At 62.1% G+C, this 11991-nt stretch carries 8 protein-coding genes and 2 pseudogenes; 5 read left to right on the top strand and 5 right to left on the bottom strand.

The window, feature by feature from the left end:
* Nucleotides 1-50: 50 nt before the first annotated feature.
* Both B0A89_RS02550 and B0A89_RS02545 read left to right on the top strand, forming a co-directional pair.
* Nucleotides 51-1076, top strand: coding sequence for an SIR2 family protein (locus B0A89_RS02550; RefSeq protein ID WP_157115216.1), 1026 nt, complete (start codon nt 51-53; stop codon nt 1074-1076).
* Nucleotides 1077-1085: 9 nt separating this feature from the next.
* Nucleotides 1086-2831, top strand: coding sequence for an ATP-binding protein (locus B0A89_RS02545; protein WP_085376801.1), 1746 nt, complete (start codon nt 1086-1088; stop codon nt 2829-2831).
* Nucleotides 2832-3354: 523 nt separating this feature from the next.
* On the opposite strand, the pseudogene B0A89_RS02540 reads toward B0A89_RS02545, so the two are convergent.
* The 3 genes and pseudogenes from B0A89_RS02540 to B0A89_RS02530 form a co-directional block, all read right to left on the bottom strand.
* Nucleotides 3355-3943: pseudogene (locus B0A89_RS02540) on the bottom strand (integrase core domain-containing protein); the annotation flags it as partial.
* A 64-nt stretch (nt 3944-4007) separates the two neighbouring features.
* Nucleotides 4008-5194: pseudogene (locus B0A89_RS02535) on the bottom strand (IS3 family transposase).
* 378 nt (nt 5195-5572) lie between these two features.
* Nucleotides 5573-6565, bottom strand: a complete 993-nt coding sequence (locus tag B0A89_RS02530) for a zinc-binding alcohol dehydrogenase family protein (RefSeq protein ID WP_085376800.1) — start codon at nt 6563-6565, stop codon at nt 5573-5575.
* Between the two features lie 119 nt (nt 6566-6684).
* On the opposite strand from B0A89_RS02530, the gene B0A89_RS02525 reads away from it, so the two are divergent.
* On the top strand, nt 6685-7578 hold the full coding sequence (locus B0A89_RS02525) for a GntR family transcriptional regulator (protein WP_085376799.1): 894 nt from the start codon (nt 6685-6687) through the stop codon (nt 7576-7578).
* A 431-nt stretch (nt 7579-8009) separates the two neighbouring features.
* On the opposite strand, the gene B0A89_RS02520 is transcribed toward B0A89_RS02525, so the two are convergent.
* Both B0A89_RS02520 and B0A89_RS02515 read right to left on the bottom strand, forming a co-directional pair.
* Nucleotides 8010-8900, bottom strand: coding sequence for a GntR family transcriptional regulator (locus tag B0A89_RS02520; RefSeq protein WP_240558603.1), 891 nt, complete (start codon nt 8898-8900; stop codon nt 8010-8012).
* Nucleotides 8901-8979: 79 nt separating this feature from the next.
* Complete coding sequence (locus tag B0A89_RS02515; RefSeq protein ID WP_085376797.1) at nt 8980-10506, bottom strand: UxaA family hydrolase; 1527 nt, start codon at nt 10504-10506, stop codon at nt 8980-8982.
* A gap of 154 nt (nt 10507-10660) precedes the next feature.
* Between B0A89_RS02515 and B0A89_RS02510 the strand changes: the two genes are divergently transcribed.
* Together B0A89_RS02510 and B0A89_RS02505 are read left to right on the top strand one after the other, a co-directional pair.
* Complete coding sequence (locus B0A89_RS02510; RefSeq protein WP_085376796.1) at nt 10661-11344, top strand: amino acid ABC transporter permease; 684 nt, start codon at nt 10661-10663, stop codon at nt 11342-11344.
* Complete coding sequence (locus tag B0A89_RS02505; RefSeq protein ID WP_085376795.1) at nt 11341-11991, top strand: amino acid ABC transporter permease; 651 nt, start codon at nt 11341-11343, stop codon at nt 11989-11991. Before B0A89_RS02510 ends, B0A89_RS02505 begins: the two co-directional genes overlap by 4 nt.

Below are 11991 nucleotides of genomic sequence, written 5' to 3'. Positions count from 1 at the left end.
GGTTCATTCGTTCGTAATCTAAGCGCCATTATCGAAGAGTGAATAGACCTGTGGAACTCGATGACCTCGCGAAGCAATGCCAAAGCTGTGCACAGAGAAACCCGGTTATTGTGTTGGGGAGCGGCGCATCGATTCCTCATGGCATTCGCGGCATGGGGGACTTGGCAATTTGGCTCCGCGACAATGTTCAGGCCGACCAAGGACCGGAAATTGATGCCTGGACGCTGGTAAGAACCGCCATGGCGTCGGGCGATCACTTAGAGGCCGCGCTAGAAAATAAGGCATTGCCCGAATCACTGGTCGTAAAGATCGTCCGTAGCACTTGGGACTTCATCGCTCAGGATGACTACACTCTCCTCAAGTCAGCGATAAAGACAGAAGCGGCCTTTCCTCTCCGCTCCCTGTTCGCGGGATTGTTTCGAAGTACAAACCGCAATATCCATGTTGTAACCACGAACTATGACCGCGTCGCAGAGTATGCCGCTGACACAGGTGGTTACATACACAGCACAGGGTTTCTTCCGGGTTATCTGCGCCGCAGCGATGGGGCGGAGAACCTGATCTTTAAGCAGGGAGCGAACCTGGCTCGTACGGTGACGGTCTGGAAAGTTCACGGCTCTCTCGACTGGTTCTCAGACCCACATGGGGGCGTGATGTCTCTGCCAATGACGAGCGAGCTTCCGGATGGTTTGGTTCCCCTGATCGTCACGCCCGGCGTCAGCAAGTATCAGAGGACGCACGACGAGCCCTTTCGGAGCGCGATTCAGGGCGCCGATCGTGTGCTGAGTGCTGCTAGCGCATTTATCTGCATAGGTTACGGTTTCCGCGACAGCCATATTCATCCGAAGTTAATGACTCGGTGCCGTGTGCATAATGCTTCGATCCTAGTGGCCGCGCGCACCCTGACGGACGAAGCGAAAGCCTTTCTCAGGAATGGCGCCGGGCGTCACTACCTCGCGCTCGAAGACCACGATGATGGAACAATGGTATATAACCGCGACAACCCGGACGGCGTAGTTATTACCGGCGGCAAGTATTGGGCGTTGCCTACGTTAAACGAATTGATCGGGTTTTAGGAGGAAAAGATGGGCATTCTCGATTTTGATGATGATGAAAGCCTTGGTAAGATTATCGCCGTGGATACGGCGACAGTGACTGTGCGCGTTGATGAACTTGAACGTCTCAAGCGGATTCAGGTCAATCGACTGACGGCGATCAGGAGCTCGAAGGCTGGGCAGCACCTGATCGGGATTGTCTCACGCATTACACGCAAGGCAGGCGACGAGTCGACCATAGATGGTGCTGAAGAAGACCCGGAAGCCACTCTTCCCGAGAACAACCTCGTGCGAGTTGCTCTGATTGGGACACTCGTCGACAAGGAAGGGCTGAAAGAGAACGTCTTCAAGCGTACCCTTGAGACTGTGCCCGAAATCGATGCGGACTGCTTTGCCCTAGAAGGTCAGCGGCTGACGGACTTCATGCAGGTCATTTCGCAGGTTTCTGGCGACGGCCCTCAGCTTGATCTTGGCCGCTATGCGCTGGATGAGGATGCACGGGCGTTCTTGAACGGAAACCGCCTTTTCCAGCGTCATGCCATTGTAGTCGGAAGCACCGGAAGCGGCAAATCATATACAACTGCGCGGCTTCTGGACCAGATTGCCGAACTTCCGCAAGCCAACGTTATTTTGTTCGATATCCATGGTGAGTACCAGACCTTGGATAGTGATGAATTTCGACACCTGCGGATCGCTGGGCCGGGGGACATTGGACAGGATCGTGGGCTGGCTGATGGTGTTCTACATCTTCCGTTCTGGCTTCTCGGCTATGAGGCATTGGTTTCCTTGTTCGTTGATCGGTCCGATCAGAACGCCCCGAACCAAGCAATGCTAATGACGCGTTGCATCACCGATGCAAAGCGCATGATGCTCAACCCGGAGCAGCACGCCGATATTCTAGCTAATTTTACCATCGATAGTCCGGTGCCATTCAGTATTGATGCAGTTTATCAGGAGCTATCAAACCTGAATGAACAAATGGTACCAGGTGCGGGAAATAAAGAGAAACAGGGGCCTTACTTCGACAAGCTGAGCCGTTTGATAGCACGATTTGAAGCCAAGAGAAATGATCGCCGTCTCGGGTTCATATTCCAACCGCCAGAAGCATGCATGGATATGGCGTGGCTGTCGCAAGTCACGCACTTACTGATTGGCGGGCGCGGATCACAAGAAGATGGCAAGGGTGGGGTCAAGATCATCAATTTCTCGGAAGTGCCGTCCGACATACTTCCGCTCATGGTCAGCCTGATCGCTCGGCTGATTTTCACCGTGAGCCAGTGGACGCCACCGGACAGCCGTCATCCTATCGCATTGTTCTGCGATGAGGCGCATTTGTATATCCCCGAGCGGGCATCGTCAGAGTCAGCCGATGAGATTTCGGTCGGGATTTTCGAGCGGATTGCCAAAGAGGGGCGGAAGTATGGGGTCGGGCTGGTGGTCATCAGTCAGAGACCGTCCGAGGTCAACCGCACCGTCCTCAGCCAATGCAACAATGTGATCGCTATGCGGCTGACGAACGGGGATGATCAATCCGTCATCAAACGGCTGTTGCCTGACAGCCTCGGCGGTTTTGGTGATCTCCTTCCGGTCCTCGACATTGGTGAAGCGCTGGTGGTTGGTGATGCTAGCTTGCTACCGACACGAGTGGTCGTGTCTGCGCCACGCTTCAAACCAAATAGCGCGACAGTCGATTTCTGGGATCGTTGGCGTGACGCGGAGCCGGTTGCGGGAACGGAAGACGCCGTCCTCTCTTGGCGGAGACAGAGTAATCACTAATTATGAGAGTGGAGGCGATAGCGCATAGTTGATATCGTATTCTCCGCGCGGGTGGAGCTGCGTACTCCCAGGAGCGCGAAGTGAATGTTCGGAATGTGATCGAGCGGTTGGTTCGTTTGCATTAGCAGCGGGCGACCGCTTTCCGCCCATTTCGATCCTTCAGCTTGGGTAGCAACGGCGCTCAAGCCACTACTTTGACTCAACGCCAACTCAACAGATGGACGCCCTTTGAGCGCCTTTCCCGCGCGGCGAAGCACGATGAGAGTCGCCGAATGCTGGAAGCAAAGCGCGCGATAACAAACGGTTGTGGCGCAAGTCGTTGATTCGTAATGAATCGAGCAATATCAATAGCATAGCCTCATAACCTGAAGGTCGTAGGTTCAAATCCTGCCCCCGCAACCAAAAATGCCGACAAGAATATCAAATGCTTAGGTTCCGAGGTAGTCCGTCGGGATTTTCTTTTGAAATTCTTGTCAATACCTAGTTAATATTCGACTAGTCCCCCTGATCTATCATTGAATTTTCATCCATCGGCGACATGAGCCCGGCGATTGTCCACGCCTGTTGGGGCGGGTCGGGCGATTGCGGGGTTCAGGTGCGCGGCAAACCCTACGGGGGTCCGGTAGCCCAAGGCCGAGTGGGGCCTTTCGGTGTTGTAATCGGTGACCCGGGCAGCGATCCGGTCACGGGCATGGCGATGTTGTGGAACAGGATCTCGTTCAGGAATTCATCCCGCATTCGACCGTTGAAGCTTTCGACGACCCCGTTCTGCATCGGCTTGCCGGACGCGATGTAGTGCCATTCGATCTTGTGCTCGGCGCACCACTTCAGGATCGTATTCGAGGTCAGCTCTGTCCCCCTCCTCGGGAAAACGATTCCCCGGATCGTTTTCTGGTCCTCGTCGATCGCTGACGACCATCCCGGGTCTCCCGCGGCGCTCGATCAGGGCGGTCAGTTCCCGGGCAACGCGACGTCCCGAGATGGATGGTGAGCTATGGAGCCGCCATTGGTCCGAGGCCCATGGCGAACGGGATCGACACGAGGCATTCACACGTGACCTCATCGACCACGTTCAGCAGCCGAAAACGCCGCCCGCAGGCGAACTGGCCATGCCCATTCGACGGGAAAACAGTCCCCCGACTGTTTTCTGATCCGTCTTGCTGTGACCCCCGATGTTCATCCGTCTGAAACCAGAGTCGGCGGTTGAATTTGGCGCGGCTGCGCCGACGGAGCAATGGGCGATCTGCGCAGCGGTTCGGGTGCGCGAAGCGGATCGCCCATTGCGGCGAGTTGGGCGGCATATGCCACGGGGGTCTGGTAGCCGAGCGCGGAATGGGGCCGGGTGGCGTTATAGTCCGCCACCCAGGCAGCAACCACGCTGCGGGCATGATCGAGGCCGAAGAACAGTGTTTCGTTCAAAAGCTCATCGCGCATCTTCGAGTTGAACGCTTCGCAGATCCCATTCTGCATCGGTTTGCCCGGCGCGATGAAGTGCCAGGCGATGCCCGTCTCCTCGCTCCAGGCCAGCATCGCGTTAGAGGTGAACTCGGTGCCATGATCGCTGACGATCAGGTCGGGCTTTCCGCGCCGGGCGATGAGCGCCGTCAGTTCCCGTGCAACGCGCCGGCCAGAGATCGATGTGTCGACGACAGCCGCCAGGCATTCCTTGGTGACATCGTCGATCACGTTGAAAATCCGAAACCGCCTGCCGTGGGCGAACTGGTCGTGGACAAAGTCGACCGACCAGCGCGCATTCGGCACGGCCACCGTCAGCAGCGGCGCCCTCGTGCCGGTCGCCTTCTTCCGTCCCCTTCGCTTGTGCACCGACAGGCCCTCCTCGCGGTAGAAGGCGCTGGGTCTTCTTGCGGTTCACGACATGGCCCTCCCGCCGCAGCAGAACATGCAGCCGCCGGTAGCCGAACCGGCGCCGCTCGGACGCCAGCGCCCGCAGGCGCTCGCGCAGATCGTGATCATTGGGGCGTCGGCTGCGGTATCGGATCGAGGTCCGGTCTGCGCCGATCACGGCACACGCCCGCCGCTCGCTCATCTCGTGGTGTTCCACGAGGGTCGCGACGGCTTCGCGCCTGGCGGCGGGCGTCACCACTTTCGCGAGAGAAGGTCCTTCAGCGCCGCCTGGTTGAGCAGCGACTCCGCCAGCAGACGCTTCAGCCGGGCATTCTCCTCCTCGAGCGCCTTCAGCCGCTTCGCGTCCGAAACGTCCATCCCGCCGAACTTGGCCTTCCAGGCGTAGAACGTGGCGCTGCTGATCCCGTGTCGACGACAAAGGTCGCCGTCTTCGCCCCAGCATCCTGCTCTCGCAGGATCCCGATGATCTGCTCCTCGGTGAACTTTGATCGCTTCATGGTCCGGTCCTCTCCTCGGGCCGGACTCTAGCATCAGATGGAGGAGTTATCCGGGGTCAGAGCATCTGTTCCTCGGTCCGTCGTGACTTCTTCATCCTCGTCCGTCCTCGCGTTGGATCGGACTCTAGTCGCAGATGGAGGAAAAATCCCGGGGCAGGTCAATCACACAGACCTTCTCTTCACGCGGCTACCCGTCTCGCAGGTCGCAGATGCGAACTTGATGACCGCCCGGCGCGGCCGGGGCTGCCAGCCGCCGAGGACGGATCGCACGAACTCTGGGCCACGATAATGGCCGCAGTGTCTGCCTCGGACAAGAACAGGTCCGCATGGGCCTGCAGAACGCGCGAGGTGCCGCACTGCAGGATCGGAGTAGCCGTTTCAGACACGGATGATGGCCTTGATCAGGGTGCCGCGATCCTCTGCCCATAGCGGCAGATCGGTCACGGCGCTGTCAAAGCCGGTTTCATGGGTGGCCAGCGCATCCACCTGCACGCGGCCATTGCGGATATTGGCCATCACATGCTCGAAATCGGCCTTGAGCGCGTTGCGGCTGGCCAGAAGCGTGACTTCGCGCTTGTGAAACTCGGGATCGGGGAACTGCAGGTCGCCCTTGACCACGGACAGCAGGACATAGGCGCCGCCATGGGCCACCCGGTCCAGCCCGGCATTCATTGCCGCGATGCTGCCGGTGGCGTCGAATACTGCGTCATAGGCACCCGATGCCTCTTGCCCGACCAGTTCGAGGCGCGCATGCGGCAAGGCCCGGCCGGCAAGCTTCAGCCGCGAGGCCGAGCGGTCGCGCAGCGTGACATCCGCCCCCTCGATCGCGGCAAAGATCGCGGCTCCCAGCCCGATCGGGCCGGCGCCTACAACCAGGGCGGTCGATCCTGGCCGCAGCCGGGCACGGCGCACGCCATGGGCGCCGATCGCCAGGAACTCGACCATGGCGGCGGCCTTTTCGTCCAGCCCTTCGGCGCCATAGGCGTTCCCCTCGGGGATGAGGATTTCCTCGCACATGCCGCCGTCGGTATGCACCCCCAGGACCGCGATCCTTTCGCAGCAATTGGGCTTGCCGATTACGCAGGCATGGCACGCGCCGCATGCCAGGTACGGGTTCACGACGACCAGATCGCCCCCAGCGATGCGCCCATCCGCCGAAGGGTCCAGCGACCGGCCCGAAAGCTCGTGCCCCATCACCCGGGGATAGGACAGGAAAGGCTGCTGCCCGCCATAGATGTGATAATCGGTGCCACAGATGCCGACATGGCCGATGCGGATGCGCAGATGCCCCGGACGGGCCTGCGGGCGCGGGCGCTCGGTTCTTTCAAACCGGCCTGGCTCGACGCAGACAAGGGCTTTCATCAGGCTCATGAAGCGGCTTTCTGATGTAATCGGATTGGTGCTTGCGGGTTTTTCTGTTCTTTATTTAATAAGGACAAATCACGTCAAATGAAATCCGGCGCCTCGGCGGCGCTTGCGAGGGCAGCGGGATGGCGCGCGACAGGAACCTGTTCAGGATGCAGGTGAACCGCCTGCTCGACCGGCTGGACGGGATGGAGACCGGCAGCGTGCTGGGTTCGGAAGAAAGGCTGGCGACGGAACTCGGTGCCAGCCGGACGACGATCCGCGCGATTCTGGCGCATCTGGTCGAAACCGGCATCTTGTCCTGGGATGGCCGCCGCAAGCTGCTGCTGCGCCAACCCGGCCCGGGCGATCGCTTCGACAGCGCCGAAACCCGGCCGCGGCAGGCGCTGATCGAGGAGCCGTTCCTGGAATGGGTGCTGCACGGCGACCTGCCCCCCGGCACGACCTTCAGCGAGACGGAACTGGCCCGGCGCTTTCATGTGCCGCTTGCCGCGGTGCGCGAATTCCTGATCCGCTTCGAACCCTTCGGGCTTATCGAAAAGCACCCGAACCGGCATTGGGTGATGAAGGGGTTCACTCGGGATTTCGCCGAAGAGATCTTCACTGTCCGCGAACTGTTCGAGCGTTCCGCCCTTCCGCGCCTCGTCGCGGCCTGCGCGCAAGGGGGGGAAATGCGGGCCAGGCTTGAGGCGCTGGATGCGGCGCACCGCGCCCTCGCCGATGGACCTGATGCCGCCCTGACGGGCTTTCCCGCGCTGGATGCGCGTTTCCACGGGCTGCTTTGCGCCGCGGCAGGCAATCGCTTCATGCTGGATTTCGGCCGGATGATTTCGATCATCGTGCATTTCCATTACCGCTGGAACAAGCAGGACGAGTTGCGCCGCAACCGCGCCGCGGTGGTCGAGCATCTGGCAATCATCGCCCCCGCTCTGGCCGGCGATACCCCTGGTGCCGCCGCTGCGCTGGAAGCCCATCTTGCGACAGCGCGCCGGACCCTGATGGACTCGGTGGTCTGGTAGAACGAGAAGCCTGCGCCGATTTGGCCCTTGGCCGGCGGATGAACGACATGCGTTCCATCCGGCGGGACGGCGGCCGCGCAGCCGGCATGAAGATGCGCGGTGCTTTCTTCATGATGCCCTCCTTGGGGCCGAACTGCGGCGCGGGGCAAAGTCCGAAACCCCATCTGGCCCTCGAACCGTTTGTGGCCATGCCGGCTCGTTCTTCATCATCGGTCCCTTCCGGTCCCCAGGGCGCGCGATGTGTTCAAGCACTGCCGAAACGGTATGCCTCAAGGCTCTCAGGATTCATCTTGATCAAGAAGCCGGGCATCGAGGAGGGGGCATGGAGGCGGCGCCCCGGATCGTCGCGGGATCGATGAAACGCTCGTGCAGGTAATCGACCAACTCGATCATGCGGCGGCGGATATCGCCGCGGGCCGCCGGGGCAGGGCTCAGCCATCGGGCCGCAGCCAGTCGACACCATCGGCTGCAAGGCGGGGCTGATAGGCGGCCAGCCGTTCGATCGCCTTGAGCCGCGACAGTTCGAGATGCGAAAGCATCGCGCCGGCCGCCGCCCGCCCGTCGCCATCGCGCAGGGCCAGCAGGATCTGCCTGTGCTCGTCGGTGAATGCGTCAGGGTTCCGTCCGAGCGCGCGCTGGACATGCTTGCCCGCCACGAGGATCGACCGCGTCCGCCGCAGCCCCTCGAAGATTTCGGGGTTGGGCGTCGATTCGATCAGATCGACATGCAGGTCGCGCTCCAGACGGTCGAGGATTTCGGGGTCGGGATCGGCGGGCGCCACATCCAGCCGAGCCAGCATGGCATCCAGGATCGCCGGATCGACATGCCCCGCGCAGGCGGCGATCGCGTGCGGCTCGAGCAGTTTGCGCAATTCGTAGAGATTATCAAAGCGGGCGGCGTCAAGGCGCACCACGCGCCACATGTTCCGATCGCCCCGTTCGATGATGCCGTTCCGCTCGGCCAGCATCAGCAGATCGCGGGCGCCTTGCCGCCCGATGTTCAGCGACCGTCCAAGCGCGAATTCGTTCACGCGGAAGCGGCCCTGGGTGGCGTGCAGGATCAGGTCGCGTTCAAACCTGTAGTACAGCGCCCGGCCTTCCTGCGCCTCGGGGCCGCGGACAAGATCGGCCGGACCCAGCGCCGCCTCGTCAGGATGAAACACCCTGCGTCGGCCGCCGGGAACGACAAGGCCGCGGCCCTCCGCCCGTGCAATGCGGCCAGCTGCCTCAAGCATCGCCAGCGCCTGACGCACCGGCGCCCGGCTGACCGAGAAATAGGCGGCGATCGGGCTTTCAAGCAGGACCGATCCGGGCCCGATCATGCCCTTGTCGATAGCGGCCAGCAACTGCCCGGCGATCAGCTGATAGGCGGGTTGTCTGGCCCGTGCGCCCTGGGGCGCCTCAGGTGACAGCCCCGATCTGCCAGGGCACGAATTCGTTGTCTCCATAGTCATAGATCTCGCTGGCGGTCCGTTCTCCCGAGGCTACAGCGAGAACCTTGCGGAAGATACGCTCCCCGGCCGATTCAATGCTTTCCGTGCCGGCCACGATGCCGCCGCAATCAAGATCCATGTCCTCGTCCATATGGGCGGCCATCGCTGTGTTGGTCGCCACCTTGATCGTGGGCACGGGCTTCCAGCCCGACACCGATCCCCGCCCTGTCGTGAAGACCAGCATGTTGCAGCCGCCCGCGACCTGGCCGGTCACGGCAACCGGGTCATAGCCGGGCGTATCCATGAACACGAAGCCGGCCCTGTCGATCGGCTCGGCATATTCGTAGACGGCCTCGAGCGGCATGGTGCCGCCCTTGGCCACCGCGCCCAGTGATTTCTCGAGGATCGTGGTCAGGCCGCCCGCCTTGTTGCCGTGGCTTGGGTTGTTGTTCAGCTCGGCCCCGTTGCGGGCGGTATAGTCGCGCCACCAGTCGATCCGGTCGATCAGCTTCTGCGCCACCGCCGGCGAGACGGCCCGCCGGGTCAGAAGATGCTCGGCGCCGTAGATTTCGGGCGTTTCGCTGAGAACCGCGGTGCCGCCATGGCGGACCAGCAGGTCGGCCGCATATCCCAGCGCCGGATTGGCCGAGATGCCCGAATAACCATCCGAACCCCCGCATTGCAGCGCCAGCTTCAGCCCGGCCGCCGGCTGGGTGCTGCGCTGCGCCGCGTTCACCGTGGGCAGCATCTCACGGATCATGTCCGAGGCGGCTTCGATCGTGCGCCGCGTTCCGCCAAGCTGCTGGATCGTCATGGTCCGCAGCATCGGTCCTTCGGTCATGCCGAAGTGTTCGGTGATGGCGGCGATCTGGTTGGTCTCGCAGCCCAGACCGATCATCAGGATGCCCGCAAAGTTGGGGTTGCGCGCATAACCGGCCAGCACCCGTGTCAGATAGGCGTAGCCTTCGGTCTTGAGGCTGATGGCGCATCCGGTTGCATGGGTCAGCGCAACGACGCCGTCCACATTGTCAAACCCGTCCAGCCCGCCATGGTTGAACCGGTCGGCGACCGCCCGCGCAACCGTCGCCGAACAGTTCACGCTGGTGATGATCCCGATATAGTTCCTGGTTCCCACCTGCCCGTCATGGCGCAGATATCCCTGGAAGGTCGCCCGCTCGGCTTCGGGCAGCAGGGGGGTGGCGCGGGCATCCGCGCCGATCTCATGCGCGACAGCACTGTCCTGCATCGCCAGGTTCTGCAGATGCACATGCTGGCCCGGCCGGATGTCGGCCGACGCGACGCCGATCACCTGACCGTATTTCAGCACCGCCGCGCCGGAAGCGATCGGCTCCATCGCGACCTTGTGCCCCGACGGGATCGTCTCGGCCGCCGTGACATCGTCGTCCAGGCGCGTCCCGGCGGGAACGTCCTCGCGGGCGACGGCAACGTTGTCCGCAGGGTGAAGGCGGATAAGGGGGCCGAAGTTAGGGCGCATGATGGCCTCTCAAAATGACTATTGCCAGCAATAGCCACTAATGCCACAAGAGAATCAAGCAAAAACGTCCGCAAAGCGGGCGCCTTCGAGGGGGGGAGGATGCTGGCCATGATGCGGCTCAACCGAACTGCCAAGCCGGTCTGCGGGACATCCGATGTCCTATGAGTTCGATTTTTCGTTCCTGCCGGGCTATCGCGCCGAGCTTGCGCATGGTGCCTGGCTGACCATCAAGATGACCGTGCTGTCGGTCGTGCCGGGGTTTGCGCTGGGAACTGCCGTCGCCGTGGCCCGCTTGCGCGGAGGCTGGTGGCTGGGGCGGATCGCCACGATCTATGTCGAGGCGATCCGCAATACCCCGCTGATCATCCAGGTGTTCTGGCTTTTCTTCGGCCTGGCGACGCTGCACATTCACACGGGGCCGCTGCTGGCGGCCATTATCGCGCTGTCGATCAATGTCGGCGCCTACACGGCCGAGATCATGCGTGCCGGGTTTGAAAGCATCCCCGCGGGACAGCTTGAGGCTTCCGACTGCCTTGCCCTGACGCCGGCGCAGCGGCTGTTCTCGATCGAGCTGCCGCAGGCGGTCGAGCGCGTCTATCCCGCGCTGGTCAGCCAGTTCGTGCTGATGATGCTCGCCACATCCATCATGTCGCAGATTTCTGCCGAGGAACTGACCGGGGCGGCCTACATGATCCAGTCCTTCACCTTCCGCGGTTTCGAGGTCTATCTGGTGATCGCCGTCATTTATCTGGCGCTGACGCTGGCGCTGCGCGCGGTCCTTCTGACCGTGGCGCGGCTGTCGTTCCCGCGCCGCCGCCGCCTGGGAACGCCGTTGTGACGATCCTCGGCCTCACGCCCGACCAGCTGCTCTACATTCTTCGCGGCGCGGGCTGGACGCTGGTGCTCTCTACCCTCGGCTTTGCGGGCGGGGTGGCGATCGGCCTGCCGCTGGCGCTGGCGCGAACCTCGTCCAGCCGCCTGCTGCGGATACCCGCCGCGATCTGGGTGCAGATCATGCAGGGCATCCCGCTGCCGGTGCTGATGTTCGTCAGCTATTTCGGCATGAGCATCGGCGGCTTCGACGTGCCGGCCCTTGTCGCGGCTGGCGTCGCCATGACCCTTTACGCCAGCGCGTATCTTGGCGAGATCTGGCGCGGCTGCATCGAGGCCGTCCCGCGCACGCAGTGGGAGGCGGCCGAATGCCTGGCCCTGACCCGCACGCAGCGCCTGGTCAGCGTGATCCTCCCCCAGGCGCTTCGCATCGCCGTGCCCCCGACGGTCGGCTTCCTGGTCCAGATCGTCAAGAACACGTCCTACTCGGTCGTGATCGGGTTCTTCGACCTGACCTATTCGGCCAAGGTCATCAACAACTCGACCTTCAAGCCATTCACCGTCTTCACGATCGCGGCGCTTCTCTACTTTGCGATCTGCTTCCCGCTGTCACTCTGTGCCCGGCGTCTCGAACGCCGCCTTCGGCGCGCCTGA

Source organism: Paracoccus contaminans, assembly GCF_002105555.1.
Classification (GTDB): Bacteria; Pseudomonadota; Alphaproteobacteria; order Rhodobacterales; family Rhodobacteraceae; genus Paracoccus; species Paracoccus contaminans.
Note: the sequence above shows the minus strand (reverse complement) of the source record. Positions and strands in the feature narration are given on the sequence as shown.